General features: G+C 64.0%; 25 protein-coding genes and 4 pseudogenes. 13 read left to right on the top strand and 16 right to left on the bottom strand.

Annotation, left to right across the window (positions count from 1 at the left end):
* Positions 1 to 3: 3 nt before the first annotated feature.
* The 4 genes from CPZ00_RS11900 to CPZ00_RS11885 all read right to left on the bottom strand — a co-directional run bounded on the left by CPZ00_RS11900 (position 4) and on the right by CPZ00_RS11885 (position 3,002).
* Positions 4 to 864 carry a hypothetical protein gene (locus tag CPZ00_RS11900; protein ID WP_096391069.1) on the bottom strand — a complete coding sequence of 287 codons (861 nt, stop codon included), beginning with the start codon at positions 862 to 864 and terminating at the stop codon, positions 4 to 6.
* A gap of 308 nt (positions 865 to 1,172) precedes the next feature.
* Entirely contained in the window at positions 1,173 to 1,634 is a 462-nt protein-coding gene (gene pyrI / locus CPZ00_RS11895; RefSeq protein WP_096391068.1) for an aspartate carbamoyltransferase regulatory subunit, read from the bottom strand.
* On the bottom strand, positions 1,631 to 2,548 hold the full coding sequence (gene pyrB, locus CPZ00_RS11890) for an aspartate carbamoyltransferase (RefSeq protein ID WP_096391067.1): 918 nt from the start codon (positions 2,546 to 2,548) through the stop codon (positions 1,631 to 1,633). Before pyrB ends, pyrI begins: the two co-directional genes overlap by 4 nt.
* A gap of 109 nt (positions 2,549 to 2,657) precedes the next feature.
* Positions 2,658 to 3,002: a 2Fe-2S iron-sulfur cluster-binding protein gene (locus CPZ00_RS11885; protein WP_096391066.1), complete on the bottom strand. Its 345-nt coding sequence runs from the start codon at positions 3,000 to 3,002 to the stop codon at positions 2,658 to 2,660.
* A 159-nt stretch (positions 3,003 to 3,161) separates the two neighbouring features.
* Between CPZ00_RS11885 and mvaD the strand changes: the two genes are divergently transcribed.
* Together mvaD and CPZ00_RS11875 are read left to right on the top strand one after the other, a co-directional pair.
* A complete protein-coding gene (gene mvaD, locus CPZ00_RS11880; RefSeq protein ID WP_096391065.1) occupies positions 3,162 to 4,154 on the top strand; it encodes a phosphomevalonate decarboxylase MvaD in 993 nt (330 codons plus the stop codon).
* A 226-nt stretch (positions 4,155 to 4,380) separates the two neighbouring features.
* Positions 4,381 to 5,721, top strand: a complete 1,341-nt coding sequence (locus CPZ00_RS11875) for a DEAD/DEAH box helicase (RefSeq protein WP_096391064.1) — start codon at positions 4,381 to 4,383, stop codon at positions 5,719 to 5,721.
* 33 nt (positions 5,722 to 5,754) lie between these two features.
* Here CPZ00_RS11875 and CPZ00_RS11870 read toward each other — a convergent pair whose 3' ends face one another.
* The gene (locus CPZ00_RS11870) at positions 5,755 to 6,156 is read right to left on the bottom strand and encodes a hypothetical protein (RefSeq protein ID WP_096391063.1); all 402 of its coding nucleotides are present in this window, start codon (positions 6,154 to 6,156) and stop codon (positions 5,755 to 5,757) included.
* A 129-nt stretch (positions 6,157 to 6,285) separates the two neighbouring features.
* Between CPZ00_RS11870 and CPZ00_RS11865 the strand changes: the two genes are divergently transcribed.
* On the top strand, positions 6,286 to 7,791 hold the full coding sequence (locus CPZ00_RS11865; protein WP_096391062.1) for a DUF790 family protein: 1,506 nt from the start codon (positions 6,286 to 6,288) through the stop codon (positions 7,789 to 7,791).
* 373 nt (positions 7,792 to 8,164) lie between these two features.
* Positions 8,165 to 8,944, top strand: a complete 780-nt coding sequence (locus CPZ00_RS11860) for a cupredoxin domain-containing protein (protein WP_096391061.1) — start codon at positions 8,165 to 8,167, stop codon at positions 8,942 to 8,944.
* A 328-nt stretch (positions 8,945 to 9,272) separates the two neighbouring features.
* On the opposite strand, the gene CPZ00_RS11855 is transcribed toward CPZ00_RS11860, so the two are convergent.
* Entirely contained in the window at positions 9,273 to 10,037 is a 765-nt protein-coding gene (locus CPZ00_RS11855) for an SDR family NAD(P)-dependent oxidoreductase (protein ID WP_096391060.1), read from the bottom strand.
* Positions 10,038 to 10,310: 273 nt separating this feature from the next.
* Here CPZ00_RS11855 and CPZ00_RS11850 point away from each other — a divergent pair, with 273 nt between their 5' ends.
* Positions 10,311 to 11,567, top strand: coding sequence for an RNA-guided endonuclease InsQ/TnpB family protein (locus tag CPZ00_RS11850; RefSeq protein WP_096391059.1), 1,257 nt, complete (start codon positions 10,311 to 10,313; stop codon positions 11,565 to 11,567).
* A 46-nt stretch (positions 11,568 to 11,613) separates the two neighbouring features.
* Here the strand turns inward: CPZ00_RS11850 and CPZ00_RS11845 are convergent, their stop codons facing one another.
* Both CPZ00_RS11845 and CPZ00_RS11840 read right to left on the bottom strand, forming a co-directional pair.
* Positions 11,614 to 12,483 (bottom strand): mechanosensitive ion channel family protein, encoded by an 870-nt coding sequence (locus CPZ00_RS11845; RefSeq protein WP_096391711.1) that lies wholly within the window; start codon positions 12,481 to 12,483, stop codon positions 11,614 to 11,616.
* Between the two features lie 297 nt (positions 12,484 to 12,780).
* Positions 12,781 to 12,996: pseudogene (locus tag CPZ00_RS11840) on the bottom strand (transposase); the annotation flags it as partial.
* Here CPZ00_RS11840 and CPZ00_RS11835 point away from each other — a divergent pair.
* Positions 12,970 to 13,164, top strand: a pseudogene (locus CPZ00_RS11835) (transposase); the annotation flags it as partial. The pseudogenes CPZ00_RS11840 and CPZ00_RS11835 sit on opposite strands and share 27 nt — an antisense overlap.
* A gap of 8 nt (positions 13,165 to 13,172) precedes the next feature.
* Here CPZ00_RS11835 and CPZ00_RS16160 read toward each other — a convergent pair.
* A pseudogene (locus CPZ00_RS16160) lies at positions 13,173 to 13,487 on the bottom strand (AAA family ATPase); the annotation flags it as partial.
* Positions 13,488 to 13,711: 224 nt separating this feature from the next.
* On the opposite strand from CPZ00_RS16160, the gene CPZ00_RS11825 reads away from it, so the two are divergent.
* The 4 genes from CPZ00_RS11825 to CPZ00_RS11810 all read left to right on the top strand — a co-directional run bounded on the left by CPZ00_RS11825 (position 13,712) and on the right by CPZ00_RS11810 (position 15,581).
* Complete coding sequence (locus CPZ00_RS11825) at positions 13,712 to 14,323, top strand: winged helix-turn-helix domain-containing protein (protein ID WP_172861823.1); 612 nt, start codon at positions 13,712 to 13,714, stop codon at positions 14,321 to 14,323.
* Entirely contained in the window at positions 14,320 to 14,808 is a 489-nt protein-coding gene (locus CPZ00_RS11820) for a hypothetical protein (protein WP_096391058.1), read from the top strand. Before CPZ00_RS11825 ends, CPZ00_RS11820 begins: the two co-directional genes overlap by 4 nt.
* A 117-nt stretch (positions 14,809 to 14,925) precedes the next feature.
* A complete protein-coding gene (locus CPZ00_RS11815) occupies positions 14,926 to 15,198 on the top strand; it encodes an AbrB/MazE/SpoVT family DNA-binding domain-containing protein (RefSeq protein WP_233255086.1) in 273 nt (90 codons plus the stop codon).
* The gene (locus CPZ00_RS11810) at positions 15,195 to 15,581 is read left to right on the top strand and encodes a PIN domain-containing protein (protein WP_096391057.1); all 387 of its coding nucleotides are present in this window, start codon (positions 15,195 to 15,197) and stop codon (positions 15,579 to 15,581) included. Before CPZ00_RS11815 ends, CPZ00_RS11810 begins: the two co-directional genes overlap by 4 nt.
* Positions 15,582 to 15,938: 357 nt before the next feature.
* Here the strand turns inward: CPZ00_RS11810 and CPZ00_RS11805 are convergent, their stop codons facing one another.
* The 5 genes and pseudogenes from CPZ00_RS11805 to CPZ00_RS11785 all read right to left on the bottom strand — a co-directional run bounded on the left by CPZ00_RS11805 (position 15,939) and on the right by CPZ00_RS11785 (position 18,157).
* The gene (locus tag CPZ00_RS11805; RefSeq protein WP_096391708.1) at positions 15,939 to 16,175 is read right to left on the bottom strand and encodes a DUF4242 domain-containing protein; all 237 of its coding nucleotides are present in this window, start codon (positions 16,173 to 16,175) and stop codon (positions 15,939 to 15,941) included.
* A 158-nt stretch (positions 16,176 to 16,333) separates the two neighbouring features.
* Positions 16,334 to 16,417, bottom strand: a pseudogene (locus tag CPZ00_RS16090) (PIN domain-containing protein); the annotation flags it as partial.
* 9 nt (positions 16,418 to 16,426) lie between these two features.
* Entirely contained in the window at positions 16,427 to 16,657 is a 231-nt protein-coding gene (locus CPZ00_RS11795; RefSeq protein WP_096391056.1) for a hypothetical protein, read from the bottom strand.
* A gap of 255 nt (positions 16,658 to 16,912) precedes the next feature.
* Entirely contained in the window at positions 16,913 to 17,209 is a 297-nt protein-coding gene (locus tag CPZ00_RS11790; RefSeq protein WP_096391055.1) for a chorismate mutase, read from the bottom strand.
* 15 nt (positions 17,210 to 17,224) lie between these two features.
* Positions 17,225 to 18,157, bottom strand: a complete 933-nt coding sequence (locus tag CPZ00_RS11785) for a shikimate kinase (protein WP_096391054.1) — start codon at positions 18,155 to 18,157, stop codon at positions 17,225 to 17,227.
* Positions 18,158 to 18,308: 151 nt separating this feature from the next.
* Here CPZ00_RS11785 and CPZ00_RS11780 point away from each other — a divergent pair, with 151 nt between their 5' ends.
* Complete coding sequence (locus tag CPZ00_RS11780; protein ID WP_096391053.1) at positions 18,309 to 18,776, top strand: DUF5796 family protein; 468 nt, start codon at positions 18,309 to 18,311, stop codon at positions 18,774 to 18,776.
* Positions 18,777 to 18,846: 70 nt separating this feature from the next.
* Here the strand turns inward: CPZ00_RS11780 and CPZ00_RS11775 are convergent, their stop codons facing one another.
* Positions 18,847 to 20,538, bottom strand: coding sequence for an acyl-CoA mutase large subunit family protein (locus CPZ00_RS11775; protein ID WP_096391052.1), 1,692 nt, complete (start codon positions 20,536 to 20,538; stop codon positions 18,847 to 18,849).
* 156 nt (positions 20,539 to 20,694) lie between these two features.
* On the opposite strand from CPZ00_RS11775, the gene CPZ00_RS11770 reads away from it, so the two are divergent.
* Together CPZ00_RS11770 and CPZ00_RS11765 are read left to right on the top strand one after the other, a co-directional pair.
* A complete protein-coding gene (locus CPZ00_RS11770; RefSeq protein WP_096391051.1) occupies positions 20,695 to 21,099 on the top strand; it encodes a nascent polypeptide-associated complex protein in 405 nt (134 codons plus the stop codon).
* Positions 21,096 to 21,941 (top strand): 50S ribosomal protein L11 methyltransferase, encoded by an 846-nt coding sequence (locus tag CPZ00_RS11765; RefSeq protein ID WP_096391050.1) that lies wholly within the window; start codon positions 21,096 to 21,098, stop codon positions 21,939 to 21,941. Before CPZ00_RS11770 ends, CPZ00_RS11765 begins: the two co-directional genes overlap by 4 nt.
* A 90-nt stretch (positions 21,942 to 22,031) precedes the next feature.
* On the opposite strand, the gene CPZ00_RS11760 is transcribed toward CPZ00_RS11765, so the two are convergent.
* Positions 22,032 to 22,358, bottom strand: coding sequence for a transcription factor S (locus tag CPZ00_RS11760; protein WP_096391049.1), 327 nt, complete (start codon positions 22,356 to 22,358; stop codon positions 22,032 to 22,034).
* Between the last annotated feature and the right edge of the window lie 107 nt (positions 22,359 to 22,465).

Here is a 22,465-nt window from a genome sequence, read left to right as displayed (position 1 = left end):
GAGTCACTCCGGCCGATGAACCTCGCCGCGGCGGGCGTCAGCATCCCGCCGTCGGAGCGCGGCGGCGGCGTTGGCCGCCTCGTAGCCGAACAGCACGTCCTTCGCGTACGGCTCGACCGCCTCGGTCGCCTCGATCAGCGCGTCGACGTCGACGTCGGCGGCGTAGAGCTCGACCGAGAACGGCGTTTCCGGCGGCGCGCCGTGGACGTCGTAATCGCCGCCGAGTCGCGAGCGGAACCCCCGAGCGATCGTCTCGAGCCAGTAGGTCGTCGCGTACTCGGTATCGTAGATCGGCACGACGAACTCGTCGACGTGATCGGCCACCGCATCGACGTCGATCCCCGCTCTCGTGTGGAGATGACCCGGATACGGATCCGGATGGACGGAGAGATGGGTCCGGCCAGGGATCCGGTCGGCCGCGGCGGCGACGAAGTCGGTGATGGTTGCGGCACGCCAGTCGGCCCGATCGTCGTGGTCGCTCTCGGCGAACAGCCGCTCACAGCGGTCACACCGGCAGTAACCCTCCCGAGGAAAGCCGACGTCGTCGAGCCTGACGTCGGGGGCGACCGCGGCACAGTCCTCGACCATCTCGAGGAGCCCTCGCCGATACTCTGGATGCGTCGGACAGATGTGCGTCCACTCGAACTCGGGCTGGTCACGGCTCGCCGGTACCCCGCGGTCGTCGACCGGAACGAGGCCCGAATCGCCGTCGGCCGCCGCGGTGTCGCCGAAACACGACACCATATTGACCGCGTTCGCGACCGGCTCGGCGGCCCGTCCGGTGACGTCCTTCACCTCGTAGAACCCGCGATCGAACTCCCCGATCGTTACGTCGTCGGCGTTGCGCGTGACGACCCCGTACATACGCGGTCGTACTCGGCGGCCGTGGTTAAAAGGGATGTTCGAGAGCCGGTCGAGCGCGGATGGGGGGAACGGGAGGGCGATCGCCGGCTCGCGGTGCCGTCGCGATTCGATCAGGTCGTTACTCGACTTCCACCGGCTCCTTATCGCCGGAGACGATGAAGTAGACGGTGGCTACGAGGGCCAATGCGACCAGGAGTTTCGCTTTCGTGCCCATACGTGAACGTACGTATCGGACGGCTAAAAACTACCGGGACGGTCCGGACCCGTCGAGGGCTCGGCCTCGTCGTCGGGAAGAAAGATCTACCTCATCACACGTCGATGTGTTCGGCGAGGCGGTCGCGCAGGATCTCCGAACAGTAGTCACACCGCACGCCGTCCGCCATCACCGCGAAGCGCGTTTCGACGGGCTCGTCGTCGTTCGAGATGCAGTTCCGGTTCGGACACGAGAGAACGCCGACCACTTCGGTCGGGCGCTCGACCCGGTTCTTCTCGACCACCTCGTAGTCGCGAACGATGTTGATCGTCGCCTCCGGCGCGATCAGCGAGAGGACGTCGACCTCGGACTGGCTCAGCTCCCGGCCCTCGACCTTGAGGATGTCCTTGTGGCCGAGCCGATCGGAGGGGACGTTCATTCCGATGGAGACGCTGAACTCCTCGGAGCCGTCGATCCCCAGGATCGCGAGCACGTTGAGCGACTGTCCGCCGGTGATGTGGTCGATGACGGTCCCGTTCCGGATCTTCGAGACGCGGAGCTCGCGGTCGGGACTCATTCCGACCCACCGCCGAGAAGCATATCGAGCAGCGCCATCCGCACCGGGACGCCGTTGTGCGCCTGTTCGAAATACCGTGCGTGGTCGGTCTCGTCGACGTCCGCCGCGATCTCGTCGACGCGGGGGAGCGGGTGCATAACGGTCAGATCCTCGCGGGCCGCCGAAAGCGTGTCGGCGTCGATCCGATACTCGCCCGCGATCTCGTGATACTCGTTCTCGTCGGGGAACCGCTCGCGCTGAATTCGGGTCACGTACAGCACGTCCAGTTCCGGCAGGATCGTCTCGATTTCGGTGTGTTCGCGGACCTGCGCGCCCGCCTCGTGGAGGTCGAACCGAACCGACCGGGGGAGCTGCAGCGATTCGGGGCTGATGAAGTGCTGATTGGCGTCGAAGTTCGTCAGCGCGGACGCCAACGAGTGGACCGTCCGACCGTACTTCAGATCGCCCATGATACCGATCGTGAGGTCGTCGAGTCCGTGTCGTTCGCGGATCGTGTGCAGGTCCAACAGCGTCTGTGAAGGGTGTTGGCCGGCCCCGTCGCCGGCGTTTATCACCGGGACGTCGACGAACTCCGAGGCCATCTTCGCGGACCCCTCGCTCGGGTGCCGCAACACCAGCGCGTCCGCGTATCCCTCGATCACGCGAACGGTGTCGGCGAGCGACTCGCCCTTCTTGACCGACGAGGACTCGACCGACCCCATGTCGATCGTCTCCGCACCGAGTCGCTTGGCGGCGGTCTCGAAGCTCATCTTCGTACGCGTGCTCGGCTCGAAGAAACAGAGCGCGAGGACGGACCCCGAATATCGTTGCTCGAACGCCTCCCGTGACTCGTCGATCTCCCGTGCCCGATCGAGCACCGCCTCGATGTCGGGCCGCGAGAGCTGTGTCGCGGTGATGAGGTGGTCCTGACGCATCGTCTATCCGGCGGTCGGGGACCACCTTGAATCCGTCGGGTCCGGAAGCACGGCGCGCCCGGGACGGTTCGTTTCACCCGATCCGGGCCACCCGATCCGAGTACCAGCGTCAGTCGTCCGCGGTGGCCGCGTCGTCGGTTCCCGGATCAGCATCGGCACCGACGGCGTCCTCGATGCTCGGCGGGTACGCGCCGCGGTCGAGCGTGAGGTCCGACTGCGGACGAGCCATACAGGTGAGCGCATACTCCTCGGCTTCCTCGTCCGTCAGTCCCCGTGCTGCCGGCTGTGTGACCTCGCCCTCGAGGATGCGGGCCGAGCAGGCCAGACACATACCGACGCGGCAGGAGTACTCCTGGGCGATCCCCTCCTCGAGACAGGCGTTGAGGATCGTCTGCGTGTCGGACACCTCGATCGACTCGCCGGTGCCGGCGAACTCGACGGTGTACTCGGACATACTGACCGGATTCGCCCAGGGTCGGCAAAACTCTTGCCATCGAACCGGATCCGTTCGACGCTGACCCGAACGGCGACCCGGGCGGTGAGGAAATCCGGGTGGTCGCGATGGGTTCGGACATTCGCAACGCTAATCCCGCGTTGCCCGTTGTGATGGAGTATGAAAGCCACCGCGCGAGCCCACCCGATACAGGGACTCGTGAAGTACCACGGGATGCGCGACGAGCAGCTTCGGCTCCCGTATCACGACAGCATCAGCGTCTGTACGGCGCCCACCGCGACGACGACGACGGTCGAGTGGGAGCCCGACGCCGCCGTCGACACCTTCCGCATCGACGGCGACGTCGTCGAGGGGAGGGCCGCCGAGCGGATCGGGCTGGTGACCGACCACGTCCGGGAGCTTGCCGGGTTCGACCACGCGGTTCGCTTCGAGAGCCGGAACTCCTTCCCGTCGAACATCGGGTTCGGGTCCTCCTCCTCGGGCTTCGCCGCCGCCGCGACGGCGCTCGTGGAAGCCGCGGGCCTCGATCTGTCCCGGCCGGAGATCTCCACGGTCGCCCGCCGTGGGTCCTCCTCGGCCGCGCGCGCGGTGACCGGCGCGTACTCGATACTCGAGACGGGACTGAACGACGGGGACTGTCGCGCACGGCGGCTCCCGGTCGGGGAGGGCGAGGACGGGTTCGATCCCGAGGCGGACCTCCGGATCGTCGCCGCTCACGTCCCGGCGTACAAGGAGACCGAGGAGGCACACCGCGAGGCTGCGGCGAGCCACATGTTCGACGCGCGGATGGCGCACGTCCACGAGCAGCTGGCGGAGATGACCGACGCACTCCGGGCAGGCTCGTTCGACCGGATGTTCGAGCTCGCCGAGCACGATTCGCTCTCGCTGACGGCGACGACGATGACCGGTCCGGCCGGGTGGGTCTACTGGCAGCCCGAGACGATCGCGGTGTTCAACGCGGTTCGAGAGCTCCGGGAGGAGGACGTTCCGGTCTACTTCTCGACCGATACCGGCGCCTCAGTGTACGTCAACACGCGCGAGGAATACGTCGACGAGGTCGAATCCCGAATCGCCGAGATCGGGATCGAGACGGACGTCTGGTCGGTCGGCGGCCCCGCACGCGTCCTCGATTCGAGCGAGTCGCTGTTCTGATCCCGTCGGGCAGCCCCGACCCGACACGAGCGGATGGAATGGCGAACAGGCGGAACGGACGCCCCCCGCCCTCGACGTGTCCGTCCCGCACACCCGCGTGCCACGCCGAGGCTGTGTCACGTCGCACGGGTGCGGTGTGGCCCGATCGCTTTTCAACTCGATCCCCAGTCGGTCGGAGACCATTTAACGCGGAGTCGCACAGTATCGGTGAACGAGGGGATCGAGGATGACCGTACGGCTCCGCTACGACGACGGGACGATCCGGATCGATGCCGACGAGCCGCTGCCGCCGTTGCCGGGCGTGTCCGCCGACGAGCGCACCGGGGACGTTCGTGCACCGGCGTTTCGATACGCGGCGATCCGGCGGGCGCTCGAGGTGGCCGGTCGGTCGGTCGACGACGCCGTCCTGGCGACCGAGCCGCTGTCGCTGTCGACCGCCTACGACCTGCGGCCGTATCAGCGCGAGGCGCTCGACGCGTGGGTGGACGCCGATCGGCGTGGCGTCGTGGAGCTGCCCACCGGCGCCGGCAAGACGGTCGTCGCGATCGCCGCGATGGCCGATCGCGGTCGACCGACGCTGGTGGTCGTGCCGACGATCGACCTCCTCGAACAGTGGCGGTCGGAGCTCGAGCGCGAGTTCGACGTCCCGATCGGCCAGTTCGGCGGCGGCGAGCAGCGTCACGAGCCCATCACGGTCTCGACGTACGACTCTGCGTACCTGAAGGCCGACGACGTCGGCGACTCGTTCGGGTTCGTCGTCTTCGATGAGGTCCACCACCTCGGCGGCGAGGGGTATCGCGACATCGCGCGCCTCCTTCCTGCGCCAGAGCGGCTCGGGCTGACGGCGACCTTCGAGCGCCCCGACGGCGCACACCGGGCCATCGAGGAGCTCGTCGGTCCGCTCGTGTACGCCGTCGACGCCGACTCCCTCGCCGGTGAACACCTCGCGCCCTACGACGTCCGTCGTCTCGAGGTCGAGCTGACCGACGACGAGCGGGAACGGTACGAGCGCCAGCAGGGCGTGTTCGTCGAGTACCTCCGGGAGTCGGGGCTCACGCTGACCAGCGGCAGCGACTATCGGAAGCTCGTCAAACGGTCCGGACGGGACCCGCGAGCACGGGAGGCGCTGTTGGCCAAACAGCGCGCCCGGGAGATCATGATGAACGCGGAGCGAAAGCGGGACGTCCTCGAGCGGCTCCTCGAGCGGCACCGCGAGGACCGCGTGATCGTCTTCACCGCCCACACGGACCTGGTTTACGCTCTCTCCGAGCGGTTTCTCCTCCCCGCGATCACCAGCGAGACCGGAGCTGCGGAGCGGCGGGAGATACTCGAACGGTTCCGCGACGGGACCTACTCACGGGTGATCGCCGCCAACGTGCTCGACGAGGGGATCGACGTGCCGGACGCGAACGTCGCGGTGGTTCTCTCCGGGTCCGGCAGCGAACGCGAGTTCACGCAACGGGTCGGGCGGGTGCTTCGTCCCAAGGAGGACGGCGGACGGGCGACCGTCTACGAGCTCGTGACGGCGGACACTGCGGAGGAACGCGTTGCGGCCCGTCGCCGCTAGCCACCTGCGGCGGGGTACGCTCCGAAACGGCGGTCACGATTCGACGTCGATCGAGAGGCTGCCGCCGTTGATGAACGACTCGTAGGAAAGCTCGAACCGGATCGTGACCTCGATCTCGGATCCAGAGTCGACGTCGAGATCGCGCGTTTCGGTCGCCTCTTCGTCGGGCGTCGTCGCCGTCACGACCAGGGTACCGGTCCGTCGCTCGGCGGCCGTGTTCTCGATCGTCGCGTCGATCCGAAGGGTTCCGTCATCGCGTTCGGAGAAATCCCGATCCACGATCCGCAACCCGGGCGTGGCGGTGTCGGCCGCCGAATCGGAGTCGGGCGGCGCCCCGGCGGTCGGCGGATTCCGGGGACCGGAGGGGGAGCGCCCCTCGAGGCAGCCGGCGCCCAGCGTTCCGAACGCGGCGATCAACAGTCCCCGTCGTCGCATATCCGAGGGTTGCGTCGGGACTACAAATGCTTGTCCCACGCTCCGTAGACACGGCAACACACCGCTCGAGTGTGACGGTCCGGCCATCGCATCCGGTGGGTTTTACGGGAGCCGTGCCGAGATACGGCCGTGCTTCGAAAGGACCACCTCCGCGTCTCGCGGGCGGGCGGGGGCTACGCACCGCAGTTCGTCGACGCCGACGACCGAGCGCTCGCGGAACGGCTCCTCGAAACGTTTCGAAGCCACGTCGGCGATCGACACGGAGACCTTCGGACCCGACTCGACGACCTCGAGGCGGACGCCGATGACTTCAAACTCGTCCGCGGACTCGCGTCGCTGCTCGAGCGCGAGGCGACGTTCGAGACGCGCTCGCCGCTGCCCCCCCAGCGGGCCCGCCGGAAAGCCTTCGAGGCCGCAGAGTCGGTCGGCGTCGCGACCGACTCGGAACGTGAACGGGCCCTCGAGGCCGCCGCGGACGCGCTCGGCGTCGAGTCGACCGCGGTGTCGGAATCGCTGTATGCCGACCGTGAGGACGAGCAGGTTCTCGTCGAGTTCGAGCCGCGGTGGGACGCGGGGACGCTCCTCGAGCAGTATAACCTCTCGCTGGCCCAGACCGCGCTCTTCGACGCGACCGAGGTTCGCGTCCGGTCGGCCGACCCGAAGCGACTCGTCACCGCGACGAAGCGGCTCGGACTGTTGTACGAGCTCGAGCGCACCGATGCGGGACGCGAGCTCGTGGTCACCGGCCCCGACGCCCTGTTTCGTCGCACCCGTCGATACGGAGCCGCCTTCGCCCGGCTGCTGCGGTCGGTCGCGGCGGCTCCCGAGTGGCGGCTGACGGCCACGATCGACGACCGCGGCACCGAACGGACGATGACGCTCACCGACGCGGACGTCTCCGTCCCGGGCGTCGACCCGCTGGCCGAGCCGGCGTTCGACAGCGGCGTGGAGGCGGACTTCGCCGGCCGGTTCCGGTCGCTCGGCCTGGACTGGACGCTGGTCCGTGAACCCGAACCGCTCGAGACCGGCACGAGCGTGATGATCCCCGATTTCGCCTTCGACTACGACCACGCCGACTTCCGGGTGTTCTTCGAGGTGATGGGCTTTTGGACCCCGGAGTACGTCGCCAAGAAGCTCTCCCAACTCGAGGCGGTCGAGTCGGTCGACCTGCTTGTGGCAGTCGACGAGTCCCTCAGCGTCGGCGAGGAGATCGCGGCGGCCGACCACCGGGTGGTGACCTATTCGGGGTCGGTTCGCGTGAAGGACGTCGTCGACGTGCTCCGGGAGTACGAGACGGATCTGTTGGCCGACGCCGCGGCGGATCTCCCCGAGGTGATCCGCCCCAACGAGGACGTCATCGAGCTCGAGGCGATCGCCGATCGCCACGGCGTCGGCGTCGACGCCCTCGCGGAGGTGACCTTCCCCGACCACGAACGGCTCGGCGGAACCCTCGTTCGACCGGCCGTCCTGGCCGACCTCGAGGACCGTCTCGAGCCCGGAACGAGCCTCGAGGCCGCCGAGGACGCCTTCCGATCGGTCGGCATCACCGAGACGAGCCCGGTTCTGTCCCGGCTTGGGTACCGAACCGAGTGGGACGGGTTATCCGGCGGGACGATCCGACGGCGGGAACCGTAGACCGGATATCGTTCGGTTCGACCACGCCAGGGTCGTGAACTGAAGAAGATGCGGCCGGCCGTCATTCGCGACGTCGCGAGGTGACGAACCGCATCCGTTCGAGGGACTCGTCCCGGCCGCGGAGAATGCACTTCGGAAGGATTCGATCGCACTCCGGAGTCGGATTCGATTCCGAATGCTCGTCTGGCGGCGGTCAATGCGGCACCCGACGGTGAGCGTATGCATAGCCTCTATCTCGGTAACGTCTGACTACTTATTTCGTTGCACGTTCACAAGTAACACGGTCTGGTTCGGAAGTTGACAGTCCGAATCGGATGAGAAACGGTCCGTCTCGACGAAACGGGAGATAGCCAAAAACGAACGGAGAAATGATATGACCGATCGACCACCCCTCGACGAACTGGAACTCAGCGATACGGAGCTTCTCGAATTGGTCAAAAACCACGGTACTGACCGTCGATCCGTGATGAAAGCACTCGGCATTGGAACTGCGCTGTCGCTTGGTGTCGGTACCGCAGCCGCAAAGCACGACGCTCCGCACCCGCCACACATCGATCCCCACTTCGGCTATTCAGGAACGAGCGATGACGAGATTCCGAACCGGTTGGAGCCGGACGAGACCGTCGAACTCCACGTCGACGAGGACAAAATCGACGATTCGAATCTCCCGGTCCTGACGGTTGAATTCGGTGCGTTTCACTTTGCCCCCGTGGGGCTTCACGTGGAGCCGGGAGCGATCGTCGAATTCGACTTCCACACGCCGGAACACACGGCGACGGCGTACCATCCGGGTCAAGAACGTCAGCAACGCGTCCCCGACGGCGTTCCAGCGTTCTCTTCGACGGTCAACGAGCACCACGGGTTCTGGCTCTACCGCTTCGAGAAGGAGGGCGTATACGACCTATTCTGTGCCCCGCACGAATGGGGTGGGATGGGAATGCGAATCGTCGTCGGGGACGATCCGGGCGACGTCGTGCGGGCCCCTGGCCGTCCACCGCTTCCGATGACCGCCACACTCCTCGGGACGGGATTCGGTGGAGACATCGGCCATCCGGACCTGGAACCGCAGAACATCATCGACAACGGGCCGATATCCGCGCACGACTTGGGTATCGATCTCGAGGTAACGATAACGGCCCCACGTCCACCCTGATATCTCACCCATTTTGACGTCCGCTTTCCCGTTGCCCGAACTGCTCGACGATCAGCTCCGTATTGTTCCCGATCCCGTCGGAGACGAATGTGGGTGGCAGGAGGCCGGGTTCGAGCGTGCCGATGTGTGCAGGTCCTTACTTATATGTTCAGGCGTCGGCCTGCCATTGTAACGTGGTTTGTGTCATCGGTTGTCGGCTTCCACCCCGACCTCAAGGGTCGGGGCATCCGCCTCGTACCGCCTGTGAAATGAGGCGATCCCGTAAGCCGACTGCGGGGCCAAGACTATCACGAGACGGTTTCATATGGTGGTGAACTACCAAATGGCGTCACGGGCCGATGTCCGATGCTCGCGTCGTGAGTTCACTCCGTATCGCCTCTCGGTACTGCTGACCCGGAATGACGTGTGTGTGTCCGCTGAGCAGCCCATCGTATCCCGCTTTGGCCACGTCCTCCGGTGAGAGGATCTCCCTCGTCTCCGGGTCGATATCTAACGCCTCGAAGGCATCCCAGGCCATCTCCGTGTCCGTCCATCCCGGAACCAGCACCGTGACCGTGATCCCAGCGGGTTCGAGTTGGCGGGCGAGCACGGTTGACAACGTACTTACGTACCCTTTGGTCGCGGCGTAAACACCGAATGGTGGGCTCGGGAGCTCTCCAGCCACCGAGGACACGTTGAGTATGCGACCAGCACCACGCTCGACCATCGGCGCAACGAACCGTCTAGTGAGGTTCGTAAGCGTGACGACATTTGTCCGGATCAGATCCTCGGTGATTTCGAGGTCCGTCTCGTCGAAGCGAGCAGGCGTGGGTCGTGCTGCGGCATTGTTCACAAGAATATCGACATGTATGTTCTCATGTCGGAGCTCGTCGTGAATTTCCCTGGCTGATTCGGGCCGAGACAGATCCTTCGGTATCGTCATCGTGGTTATACCCCAGGTCGATTCGAGCGCGTCTGCAGCCCGCTCTAACGGTTCTTGATGCCTCGCAACGAGCACCACGTCGTATCCGTCCTGTGCGCAGAGTTTGGCTAATTCATACCCGATACCGCGTGAGCCGCCGGTGATGAGAGCAGTTTTGTCCGCCCGTTCCATTGAAGACACTGTAATCCCCAATAAATATTACAGTAAATATTGAATAGTCTTTCTCTCACCCATCTCTACACCTACTGTATCCACCCGCTGAAGTCAATACGTGGCAAATACGGATTCGGGTTCAACTAACCGGCAGCGCGGAGTCCCCTTCCTCAAGCGCGAGCAAAGCGAGCGGTAGGGAGGGGAGGGGAGGGGAGGGGAGGGGAGGGGAGCGCGTTCGTATCGCTGGGTATGTCCGTTTTCTATAAATAGCCGCGATACTACATTGAAACTGTGGCAGACGACTACGTGCGTCGGACGGCAATCACCCGCCTCTCGGTAGACGACGAGCAACGCGATCTGCTCGAAGAGACCATCTCCGAGTGGAAACGGGGCTGTCAAATCGCCACCGACCTCGCGTGGGGGCACTGCAACACCAAGAGCGATGTGCAACCCCTTGCCTACGATCCTGTGCGCGACGAGACCGACCTCGGGAGTCAGCACGCAATTCTGGCCACTCACCAAGCCGCACAAGCCATCACTGGCTGTATCGAACGCCGGGCGAAAGACAAGAAGGTCAGCAAGCCGACGTTCACCGCGCCAACCGTGAAGTACGATACGCGGACGATGACGGTGTTCGATGACGATACCGTGTCCCTCTCTACGACGGAGCGCCGGGTGCGGTGTCCGCTCGACCTTCCCGATGCCGACGATGGCTACCAGCGACAGTACCTTGACTCGGACGAATGGAGTGTTACCGAAAGCACGCTCACCGCCCGAGACGGCGAGTTCTTCTTGCATATCGGTTTCCGCCGGTACAAGAACGATACCGAACGGAACACCGCCGAGGACGGAACGGTTCTCGGGGTTGACCTCGGTATCGAAAACCTCGCCGTCACTAGCACCGCCTACTTCTTCAGCGGGCGGGAGCTAACCCATCGACTCCGTGAGTTCGAGAAGGTACGCGCCGGGTTGCAACAGGCCGGAACACGAAGCGCTCATCGAACGCTCGTACAGTCGAGCGGTCGGGAACTTCGCTACGTCCGCGACGTGCTTCACCGAGCATCGAACGCACTGATAGACGAAGCCCTCCGATACGACTGCGACGTCATCGCGTTCGAGAACCTAACCCACATCCGCGATCGAACCGGTGCGTCGTGGGGTCACAAGTGGGCGTTCCGAACGCTCTACGAACAGGTCGAGTACAAAGCCGAAGCGGTCGGTATCTCGGTGAAGCAAGTCGGGTCGGCGTACACATCGAAGCGGTGTTGTGAGTGTGGATTCACGGCAGACGAGAACCGTCCGTCACGGAACGACTTTCGATGCGTGAAGTGCGGGTCGGAAGCGAACGCGGACTACAACGCGGCGAAGAACATCGGGATACGGTATGTCCGTCGAGGCCAACAGTCGTCTCGGCGGACGGGCGACAGTCAGCTCGCCCTCAAGTCCGGAACGGTGAAGCCGAAAGGCGGATTTACCGCCTACCCCAATGGGTTCGAGGCCGAGTTCACGGACAAGCCCCACCCTCCACGAGCGAACCTCTCAGAGTGAGCGAAGTAGGGTGGGGTAGTTGACCAGCCAACGACGCAACTTCCAGCTATCCTTCAGTTTCACCGATGTTCGTGACCTCGACCCCTCCAGAGAGTTCCGTATTGGGATATGGCATATCGATCCCCTCGGCATCGAAACGCTCCTTGACTGCTTCGACGAACTGGGCACGTATCGCCCCATAGCTGTGTTCGTTCGGATCGATCCAGATCCGGCCCGAAAGTACCACCGCTGAGTCGCCCAGTTCCGCGACGGGAGCCGTCGGTTCGGGCTCGTCCAATACTCCCTCGATGTTGGCTCCCTCTGTGAGAACGGCATTCCGCGCCCGTTCAATGTCATCATCATACCCGATACCGAAACCAACCGACACTCGCCGCTGCGTGTTTGCCACGTTATTGATCACTGCAGCGTTGGCAAGATCGCTGTTCGGCACGGTGAGTAACTCGTTATCGAACGTATCTAACTTCGTCACGCGCAGGTGGATCTCACGAACGACGCCGCTGTTTCCGTCCCACTCGATCCAGTCACCGATGGTGAACGGTTCATCCTGAATGATGAACACACCGGCAACGAAGTTGGCAATCAGGCCCTGTGCAGCGAATCCAACGGAGAGCGCGAGCGCCCCGGCCAAGATGGCAAATGCCGAGAGAACGACGCCAAATCCGGCCACTGTCGCGGCTAGCGCGACCGCCACGACGGCGGTAATCACGACGGTCACGCTGACGGCGAGACCAATGAGCGTCTCGTCGAATTCGCGCTGTCTGAGGCTGCCTTCCACTGCTCGGGTCAGGAAGTACTTCCCGAGGAGATAGAGGATCACGAACACGACGAGGAACAGCACGACCGTCGTGATCGCGCTGAGAATCGCTGGGACGTACTGCTGTGGATCGACGGAGACGCCTTGTTGAAGTGGTGACATAACGTGCCCCTCAGCGATGGTCAGCATCACTAATAGTTAGGAATGGGCTATGAGAGCGAATGGGGCAAAATCGCCGAAATCACATCCGAACGGTGAATATACGCCCTACATTTCTCCGCTCCGGATCGGCCCCCGTGTACTATGAGATACCGAGGCTCACGTCGTTCAACTCAACAGAATCCACTGGATGTACTCTCCTCCGTGCAGGACTACGAAGCTATCGAGGTCGAACGAGTCTCACTCGAACCGAGCGACGAGGAGTGACTCCGGACGGAGGATATCGTCCGATAGTAGTCGTTAGAAATAGTTACTCATATTTGGGGCCGAGAGTTGATCAAGAGCGGTGTCGATCGCTGTTGTCAGTTCGTCGAGTGAGTCGCGGAATCGGTTGCTGAGGACTGCTTGGAGTTGTCTCCAGCATTCTTCGATTGGGTTTAATCCTGGCGAATATGACGGAAGTATCACGAAAGCGAGGTCGTCACGGGCCGCCAGATCCGTGACGACCTTGCCTTCGTCACGTTGCCTGCGTATTCGCCGGAACTCAATCCTGTCGAAGAGTGCTGGCGACAACTCCAGGATGCTCTGAGCAACCGATTCTTTGACTCGCTCGATGAACTCACGACGGCGATCGATACCGCTCTTGACCAACTGTCGCTTCCAAAAGTGAGCAATTATTTCTAATGTCTACTATATTTCGACAGTGGTCCCGGATCAATACCCGCCGCACCAGCGATCTCGTTCGGTGTTGTGTGCCCCAGCGCGATCGTTTCGAGGATGCTCATATATCGAGCAGGATTGCGTAGCTCAGCCCGAAGTAGAAATTCTGGTTCATTGAACGACACTGCAGCTGCTGACAAGACACGCGATTGGACGTTCTCGCGAAGAGATTGCTCATAGTCGAAGAGAGTGAGATACATCGGCGTGCCGCCGGTGATCGCGTACGAACGAATTGTATCTGCTATGTCATAGGAAATGACTTCTCGTGCCTGCCCAAATGAGAAGGGAGTAAATGACGAAGAATGCGTACCCAGGTGAGTCAAACGCGGACCTGAGTGCCTCGGGTTCGTCGTTCCGATCGTTAACGGCCATACTCTAAGTAATGATTATTTCGATAATGACTAGTGGTTTCGGATGCCGCGACTGATGACCGGATCTGCGTTTGGTGGAATTATGGAACAATATACTACCCCACAGATTAATATACTCTCCTCGCGTTGTTTAGTATATCATGTCTGAGGAGGCACCTCCATCCACCCGAGCGAGTCCAGATGGCGGTACCGAACACCGTGACGTCAACGACGTTGTCGTCGATGAATGGATCGAGGAGACGACCCCCTTCGAACGCGTCTACGAAATCATCGGCCGGACCTACGATCCGATGTCTGCAGCACGGATTGCCGACCGCGCCCGTGTCTCGCCGACGACGGCACGAAAGCATCTTCGAGCGCTCGTGAACGCCGGCGAAGTAACGACATCACAGGATGGACAGACAACGCTGTACTGCCGGTCGGAAACGGCCATCATCACCGAGCATACACAGTCGCTGCTTGCGGAGCTGACGCCCGAGGAGATCGCAGCAGGAATCACCGAGATGAAGACGAAGATACAGGACTGGCGTGACGAGTACGACGTTGAGTCTCCCGAAGAACTCGCCCGGGAACTGGACATTGAAGACGCCGACAGCGACGCTGGTGCGCTTCTCAGAGAATGGCAAACGACTCGCCGCAACCTCGCACTCGCACAGGCAGCACTCGCTATTGGTGAGGCACGTCGTACCGGCCATCTCACTGGAACGGATATGGACGACGATGGCAACAGCGATAGTTCGATCGTCGTATGACCGACGCCGGAGACGATGACCGCTCTCGGGATAGCCAGCCGGCCGACCAGTCCGAGGTGTTCGGCCCGATCGATGCCGGGGCATTACGCGAGATCCGAGACCTGTTCGTCGATCACGAGCCGCTGGTTGAGACAGCGTCACTGGACGATCCATTGAATCCACAGACGCTTTCGATCGAACTGTCCGACGGCGTCGGAGCGGCATCAACGGCGCGAATCGACGTACGGTGGAGTCTAACGGGGAATTACGCCGCGCACTACACGGACGATCAGGGCCGGGATTTTCGGTTCGACTGTCACCCGAAACCCGACGCACCGAAACGGCACTTCCATCCACCACCCAACGCGCCAAGCCGTCCCGTTGAGCCATCCTGTATTACTGTCCGTGAGGCTTCCCTCGTCACACGAGCGATACTTCAACGGTGGCGATATGCCTACACCCACGAAACCTTTGAGGGAATCAACAACGCGGAGAATCCGCCGTGACACCCTCCTCGAACTGTTTCTCATATCCGACGTCACGAAGGAGGGACTCGTAGTCGTCGAGTGCCGTGCCCGGAATCAGCTATGTCGTACCATAGAACGTGATTGGTGGTAAGAATCTTGTTTTGTACCACGATAGTCTCTTCTAGGTCAACAGAGACGGACCGGCAAGGTCGGCTCTACATCCCCAAGGAGATACGGGAACAGTACGGTGGCAAGTATCACATCGTCACCTACGAGGACAGGATCCAGCTCATTCCGGTCGCAGACGACCCACTCGCCGCCATCCGTGAGGCGACAGGCGGTCTCCGTGATGCATCCATCGAGGAGATCCGTGAGGGCATCGAAGCGGAAGTCAAAGCCAAGGCCCGAGATCAGGACGTCGATAGATGACGGTATACGTCGAGACGGACTTCCTACTCGCACTCGCCAAGGATTCCGACTGGTTGCAGGGGTCTGCGGAGGAAGCACTCGACGAGTACGAGGTCGAAACGTCGGCGTTCTCGTATCTCGAACTCGTCCTCGCCGGAGAACGCTACGAGTTCGACTACGTGCCGTTGGTGGCGAACCTGCTCGAACTCGTCCCCGTGCGAGACGAGGAGGAGAAGCAGGTGGTTCTGAAGGCCGTCAACTACTACGACGAGGGGATGATGCCGTTCGACGCGTTCCACGCAGCGACTGCGGAAACGCGAGGAATGGACGTACTCTCCTCCGTGCAGGACTACGAAGCTATCGAGGTCGAACGAGTCTCACTCGAACCGAGCGACGAGGAGTGACTCCGGACGGAGGATATCGTCCTAGCTGAACGCAGCGCGGTACTCGTAGTGGTTGTCGTGGCCACGTATGCAACGGACTTGCGTCGAATCTTCGGGCCGCTCATCAAGTCCGAAATGCCGTATGGTGGCGTCGGGAATCGACTTCAACCCAGTACGACATAGTTAGACGCTCCGTGGCAGCCGTCCGTACGCGTACCGGCTCTCGCGCCGCTCCACCTTCTTCAGGTAGCTGAAAATAAAAGAAGAAGGCTCCGTTGAAATTCTATTTTTTCAGATATATCTTCGCCTGAAACAGCTGGTCGCTGGAGACTGCGTATCTTGCAAGTCGCGAAGAGTAGGTGTCCCGGAGGACCTGATTCACTCGCCCTGTTCAACTTCGAAGATCTCGTCCGCGGTGAGACCATGAGCTTCTTCGTGGACCCTCTCACCCGCTTTTTTGCTAGGTCCCTCAAAGAGGCAAAAGACGGCACCTTCGTCATCATCCACCCAGTAGTTCAGATATTTCACGCCGTGTTTTTCCTGGGCTTCGACATCCTTCTTGTGAGCTTCTACAACGTCCTCAATGCTCGCATCAACGTCCCTGTGAACGTCCATATACAGTGGCATAGTACACAGCAGATAGGATAGAAGCACGGTTAGTTATTGAGGGACATTTTTTGGAACGACGTAATTACTCGAGAGACTGTACACGCGTCTATGACGAGCGGAGACTCTGGAAACGGTATCGATCACAAGCTCTGCTTACCGTGCCACTCAGCCGTAACGACGAGTTCGCGGGTTTTCGAGTCTGCAATGAGTGCGGAGATGACGACGTTGGCATCGACGACCAGCTTCATCCGTCGAGATTACGCCGATTCTTCTTCGACGCGTTTGCGTGCGCTTTCGTTGATTTTGTCAGCGATTTCGGAGACGTCACTCTCGGTGAGTTCGCTATTGGATGTAAGCTCGTCCATCACTTCGAGCGTCTCGATCTTCTCCTGAATAGCCTGTCGGGTAACCTCGCTCCAGTTTCTTTCCGGATGTTCCTCCATTCGGTCTTTGAGGTCGTCGTCGACGTTGACGGTGATACTAGGCACACTGGAAGCGATGTGTACACAGAATATTGTGTCATTGGGTTGGGATACAGCGAGGACTGACCAGTATCGTCGCGGTGTCTCTCTCGTCAAGTCTGGGTGAGGGACTGTAGCGGAGTCGTCGGAACGCATTCACTGCGGACGAGGATCCAGTCTTCCGACTGCTCACCGACTCCGACTGCACGTCAAGATCCTCTCAGAAGCGAATATACGACCGATATGTAGAGGATAGGATGCCTAAGGCGTGTATTTTGCGCCTTATCTACTTTCTCGCTGCTCCACCTTGTTCAACTCGATCAGCAGCCGGAAGATCGCCTTCACGAGGTTCGCGTCGACGTCGAACTGCTCGGCGTTCGTGCCCGCCCGTTCCATCACGCGGGCCTCCTGTGACTCGTCGGTCGTGGGCAGGTCCCGCTCCTCCTTGACGGCGGCGACGGTGTCGGCGACGTAGGTGCGGCGGGCGATCAACTCGACGATCTCGCGGTCGATGTCCTCGATCTCGGCACGCAGTTCGTCGAGGCTCATCTCCTCCGGGGTTGGGTCGTTCGGTGTCATAGGTGATGGTCGTGGTCAGTCGGTCCGGATCCGTGCGCCGTCGGAACGGGTGGTCGTCGAGCGGACGGTTCCCTCGCGGTCGTCCCACAGGTCGCGGACGCGGTCGAGGTCCGTCTCGGGGTCCGCGGGGTCGGAAACGGCCACCACGCTGGGGCCGGTTCCGGACAGCGAGACGCCGGTGACGTGGGGCATCGCCTCGACGGCCGGCTCCGGGGAGAAGCCGAGGGCGGCCGAGAAGGCCAGCCCGTTGACGGACATCGCCGGCGCGTACCGGCCCTCGCGAGCCAGCTCGGCGACGAGGTCAGCCATCGGAGCGACGTTCGCACATCGGGCGACGTCGGCGTCGGCGCTGTAGGCGCGCTCGGGCGGCGTCCAGACGAGGACGTCCCAGTCGACGACGTCCCGTCGAACCAACGTGTCCGCCGTGTTATCTGTGAGCGTGACGCCGCCGAGCATCGACGCCGACGCGTCGTCGAATGCACCGGTCGCCGTGACCCCCGCCTCGCGGGCGGCCGTGACGCCGAGCCGACACGCCTCCAACCGGGTGACGTCGGGGGCGTCTGGGACGTCGGGGGCGTCTGGGACGTCGGGGGCGTCGGGATCACCGTCGCCAACGGTCACGCCGAGCGCGGCACAGGTCGCCAGCACGGTCGCGTTCGCGGCCGCGCTCGAGCTCTTGAGCCCGGCCGCCAGCGGGACGTCGCTGTCCGTCCGCACCGTGCCGCCCTCGCCGTCGCCCCAGCGCTCGGTGGCGAGCGCGACGCAGCGTTCGATCAGTTCGGTGTCGGCGGTCGGGGCCTCGGCGATCTCGCCGGTGACGTCGGCGGCGTCCGGATCGAGCTCGACGGTCGCACGCGTCTCGACGTCGATGCCGAACGCGGACCCGGTGCCGGTCGCCAGCGCGTTGAGGACCGTTCCGGCGCCCAACGCGGCTGCCCGTCCCTCCATACCGATTGACTTCCGAGCGAGGGCATAGATGTGGCGGTCTCGGTCGGCCGGCCGGACCGGCTAATCGGTGGGGGTCGAAGCCTCCCGATCGGACCGTCGGCGCGCGGCGAGGAACGCGTCCCTTTTTGCCGCCGCGACCGGACGGATCGCTATGTCCTCGTCAGCACGGTCCGACGTCCCGCCGAGCACCCTCGGCATCGAGCTCCGGGAGGAGGGCGTCGTGGTGGAGTATCTCGACGGCCGAACGACCCTCTATCGCGGCGTGCCGACCGCCGTCGAGGGGACGCTCACGGCCGGCCCCGGCAAGGAGACGCACGTGCTCGTGACCGACCCGACCGAGACCGAGGGCGTGATGACCTACGTGAACGACCTCAAGACCCACGACGAGATCCTGGAGGACAGCGGCGTGGGGAGAGTGCTCTTCGAGCCCGGCGAGGGCGAGGAGCTGTTCCCCGGCGTCGCCGCCCGACGCGTCGGCGAGCGGACGCAGGTGGAGGCAGACCCCGAGCTGGCCGGCGGCCGCGTCTTCGTGTTCCTGGAGGACGACTGGAGCGAGCGGAGTTTCGAGATCGTCGCCCCGCCCGCGGCCGGGATCGGGACGTTCGAGACCGAGGAGTGACCGGTCGCCGCCGTAGCGCCGCCAGCCACGTCGCCGATCCCGGCTACGTCGCCAGCGATCCTGATCCCGGCTACGTCGCCGACGAACCGGACTCCGGCCGATACTCACCGAACTCCTCGCGCAGGACGTCACAGACCTCCTGCACGGTCGCGTATCGCTTGACCGCGGTCACGATCGGCGGAAGCAGGTTCCGGTCGTCGCGGGCCGCCGCCCGCACGTCCGCGAGCGCGTCGTCCACGGCGTCGGCGTCGCGGTCCGCCTTCACGGCCGCGAGGCGCTCGCGCTGGTCGCGCTCCAGATCCGGGTCGACCTCCTCGAGGTCGATCGCGGGGTCCTCGTCGACCTCGTGGGCGTTGACGCCGACGATGACGCGGTCGCCCGCCTCGATCTCGCGCTGGCGCTCGAAGGCGACCTCGCGGATCCGCCGCTGGACCCATCCGCTTTCGACCGCCGGGAGCATCCCGCCGCGGCGGTCGACCTCGTCGATGATCTCGCGGGCACGCTCCTCGATGCCGTCGGTCAGGCTCTCCACGTAGTACGACCCGGCGAGCGGGTCGACCGTGTCGGCCACGCCCGACTCGTGGGCGAGTATCTGCTGGGTCCGCAGCGCCGTCCGGACCGACTGCTCGGTCGGAAGCGCCAGCGCCTCGTCCTTCCCGTTGGTGTGGAGGCTCTGGGCGCCGCCGAGAACGGCCGCGAGCGCCTGGTAGGCGACCCTGACCACGTTGTTCTCGACCTGCTGGGCGGTGAGCGTCGACCCGCCGGTTTGGGCGTGGAACTTGAGCCGTTTGGCGTCGGGATCGTCGGCGTCGAAACGGTCGTCCATGATCCGCGCCCACAGCCGGCGAGCCGCCCGAAACTTCGCCGTCTCCTCGAGGACGTCGTTGTGCGCGTTGAAGAAAAAGGAGATCCGCGGCGCGAACGCGTCGACGTCCAGCCCCGCGTCGATCGCGGCCTCGACGTACGCGATCCCGTTCGCGAGCGTGAAGGCGACCTCCTGGGCGGCCGTCGAGCCGGCCTCGCGGACGTGATACCCCGAGACCGAGATCGTGTTGAAGTTGGGCACCTCATCGGCACAGAACTCGAAGACGTCCGTGACGAGCCGCATCGACGGCTCCGGTGGGTAGATGTAGAGATTCCGTGCGATGTACTCCTTCATCACGTCGTTCTGGATCGTTCCGCGGAGCTCCGTCCGCGGGACGCCCTGCTCGTCGCCGACCGCGACGTACATCGCCAACAGCACCGCTGCCGGGGCGTTGATCGTCATCGACGTCGAGACCTCCTCGAGCGGGATCCCCTCGAAGACGCGCTCAAAGTCGGCGAGCGTGTCGATCGCGACCCCGGACCGGCCGACCTCCCCCCGGGCCATCGACGCGTCGGAGTCGTAGCCCATCTGGGTCGGGAGGTCGAAGGCCATCGACAGTCCCGATGACCCCTCGTCGATCAGGTAGCGAAACCGCTCGTTGGTCTCGCGTGCGGTTCCCATCCCGGCGTACTGGCGCATCGTCCAGAGTCGGCCGCGGTACATCGTGGCGTAGACGCCGCGCGTGAACGGTTCCTCGCCCGGGAAGCCGAGGTCCGCGTCGTACTCGAGGTCCGCGACGTCCGCGGGCGTGTACAGCGGATCGACCGACTGTCCCTCGGTGTCGGTGGTGAACTCCGCGCGGCGCTCGCCGGCGCTCTCGACGGCCGGATCGTGGGACTCGGCCTCCCAGTCCGCCTTCGCCTCCCGGATCGCCGCGAGGTCCTCGGGATCGAACATCAGCCGGAACGTCGGCCGTGTGGAACTTAACTGTGGAGGCGGATTCGGTCCCTCCGAAGGCAGATCCGCGAGGCTCGCGCCGCGACGGACCGGATCCGATTCGGATGCCGCTCCCCGTTCGTCACCCTTTTGCTGCCACGAGCGCGACTCGGAGGTATGCTTGGAGGCGGCGGTATGAACCCGCGAAAGATGAAACAGATGATGAAACAGATGGGGATCGACGTCACCGAACTCGACGTCGAGGAGGTCGTCATCCGGACCGACGAGGAGGACCTCGTCTTCGACGCCCCGCAGGTCACCAAGATGGACGCCCAGGGTCAGGAAACCTATCAGGTCGTCGGCGAGCCCGAGTCCGTCGAGTCGGGAACCGGCGGAAGCGGCGCGGGATCGGCGGCCGAGCTGGCGGCCGGCGACGACGAACCCGGCGGTTCGGGCGTCGCGATCCCGGAGGACGACGTGATGATCGTCGCCGAGCGTGCCGGCGTCAGCGAGGAGGACGCCATCGAGGCGCTCGAGGCGGAGGAGGGCGACCTCGCGGCCGCCATCGCCCGACTGGAGTGACCGACCCCGCCTACCTCCTGATCGGCGACGGTCGGGAGTACCTGCTCGAGCCCGGCGCGGAGTTCGGCACCGACCTCGGCGTCCTGGAGCTCCCGGAGGACGCCGAACACGGCGACGTCGTCGAGACGCACCTCGGGGAGGCCTTCGAGGTGCGCGAGCTCCGGCTGCCGGATCTCTTCGACCACCTCGACCGTACCGGCGCGCCGATGATGCCCCGCGACGTCGGACTCGTTATCGGTCACGTCGGGGTCGCGGCTGGCGACCGCGTCCTCGACGCCGGCACCGGCACGGGCATCCTCGCCGCGGCGCTCGGGCGCGCCGGCGCGACCGTGCGGACCTATGAACGGGACCCGGAGTTTGCGGACGTGGCCCGCGAGAACATGCGGATCGCGGGAGTGGCCGACCGCGTCGACGTTCGGACCGGCGACCTCGCCGCGGTCCTGGCGGGCGACGGCGAGCCGACCGAATCGACCGACGCCGACGAATCGATTGACTGCGTCGAGCCGGTCGACGACGAACCGGGGACCGAAGCCGACGACGACATCGACTCGACCGGCCTCGCGGACGACCGGTTCGACGTGCTCACCCTCGACACCGGCGACGCCGACGACATCGTTACGCACGCGCCCGACGTGCTCGTCCCCGGCGGGTTCCTCGCAGCCTACTCGCCGTTCGTCGAGGGGACGCGCGCGGTCGTCGAGGCCGCCCGCGAGGCCGGCCTCGAGGACGTCGAGACGCTGGAGACGATCCAGCGGGAGATGGACTTCTCCGAGCGCGGGTCGCGGCCCTCGACGGCGGGGGTCGGCCACACCGGCTACCTGACGTTCGCCCGGCGTCCGTAGGGCGGACTCGTCGGGTCGCCACGCCGTTGCCATATCGGTCGGTCCCGGAGACTGGAAACGGAGTGCGGCGTCGAACGGGCGACGACGCGGTTAGTGGTCGTCCTCGCGCCACTTGTGTTCGCACTCGGTACAGACGAAAAATCGAGTTTCCGACTCGTCGGCCGACCGGATCTGCTGCATATACCAGTAGGCGGAGTCGTTGCCACACTCCGGACAGTGGACCGTCGTGGTGGGCAGCCCCTTGTCCTCGGCGTCGCTGACGTCGACGATCTCGGAGGATTCCTGGCCCTGGGTGGTGACCATCGCGGCCTCCTTGCGTTCGTCGCGCCCCTTCTCGAAGCCGCAGGCGGTACAGACCCAGTGGTCCTCCCCCTCGCCGGCCTTCATCATCGAGCCGCACTCGTCGCAAAACTCCATACGCGGTGAATGCCACGCCACGGTATATAAACGGCGGGATCGGGGAATGCCCTTCGGGTCGGCTCGGTGCTCGGGGTGCACGGCGTTCGGAGGCAGTCCCCGAGCGA

It is taken from the genome of Halopenitus persicus, assembly GCF_002355635.1.
Taxonomy (GTDB): Archaea; Halobacteriota; Halobacteria; order Halobacteriales; family Haloferacaceae; genus Halopenitus; species Halopenitus persicus_A.
This window is presented reverse-complemented; position numbering and strand designations above follow the sequence as displayed.

Coding starts and splice junctions, on each gene's coding strand:
- CPZ00_RS11900 (WP_096391069.1), bottom strand. CDS start 864: ATGTACGGGGTCGTCACGCGCAACGCCGACGACGTAACGATCGGGGAG.
- pyrI (WP_096391068.1), bottom strand. CDS start 1,634: ATGAGTCCCGACCGCGAGCTCCGCGTCTCGAAGATCCGGAACGGGACC.
- pyrB (WP_096391067.1), bottom strand. CDS start 2,548: ATGCGTCAGGACCACCTCATCACCGCGACACAGCTCTCGCGGCCCGAC.
- CPZ00_RS11885 (WP_096391066.1), bottom strand. CDS start 3,002: ATGTCCGAGTACACCGTCGAGTTCGCCGGCACCGGCGAGTCGATCGAG.
- mvaD (WP_096391065.1), top strand. CDS start 3,162: ATGAAAGCCACCGCGCGAGCCCACCCGATACAGGGACTCGTGAAGTAC.
- CPZ00_RS11875 (WP_096391064.1), top strand. CDS start 4,381: ATGACCGTACGGCTCCGCTACGACGACGGGACGATCCGGATCGATGCC.
- CPZ00_RS11870 (WP_096391063.1), bottom strand. CDS start 6,156: ATGCGACGACGGGGACTGTTGATCGCCGCGTTCGGAACGCTGGGCGCC.
- CPZ00_RS11860 (WP_096391061.1), top strand. CDS start 8,165: ATGACCGATCGACCACCCCTCGACGAACTGGAACTCAGCGATACGGAG.
- CPZ00_RS11855 (WP_096391060.1), bottom strand. CDS start 10,037: ATGGAACGGGCGGACAAAACTGCTCTCATCACCGGCGGCTCACGCGGT.
- CPZ00_RS11845 (WP_096391711.1), bottom strand. CDS start 12,483: ATGTCACCACTTCAACAAGGCGTCTCCGTCGATCCACAGCAGTACGTC.
- CPZ00_RS11825 (WP_172861823.1), top strand. CDS start 13,712: ATGTCTGAGGAGGCACCTCCATCCACCCGAGCGAGTCCAGATGGCGGT.
- CPZ00_RS11820 (WP_096391058.1), top strand. CDS start 14,320: ATGACCGACGCCGGAGACGATGACCGCTCTCGGGATAGCCAGCCGGCC.
- CPZ00_RS11810 (WP_096391057.1), top strand. CDS start 15,195: ATGACGGTATACGTCGAGACGGACTTCCTACTCGCACTCGCCAAGGAT.
- CPZ00_RS11805 (WP_096391708.1), bottom strand. CDS start 16,175: ATGGACGTTCACAGGGACGTTGATGCGAGCATTGAGGACGTTGTAGAA.
- CPZ00_RS11790 (WP_096391055.1), bottom strand. CDS start 17,209: ATGACACCGAACGACCCAACCCCGGAGGAGATGAGCCTCGACGAACTG.
- CPZ00_RS11785 (WP_096391054.1), bottom strand. CDS start 18,157: ATGGAGGGACGGGCAGCCGCGTTGGGCGCCGGAACGGTCCTCAACGCG.
- CPZ00_RS11780 (WP_096391053.1), top strand. CDS start 18,309: ATGTCCTCGTCAGCACGGTCCGACGTCCCGCCGAGCACCCTCGGCATC.
- CPZ00_RS11775 (WP_096391052.1), bottom strand. CDS start 20,538: ATGTTCGATCCCGAGGACCTCGCGGCGATCCGGGAGGCGAAGGCGGAC.
- CPZ00_RS11770 (WP_096391051.1), top strand. CDS start 20,695: ATGCTTGGAGGCGGCGGTATGAACCCGCGAAAGATGAAACAGATGATG.
- CPZ00_RS11760 (WP_096391049.1), bottom strand. CDS start 22,358: ATGGAGTTTTGCGACGAGTGCGGCTCGATGATGAAGGCCGGCGAGGGG.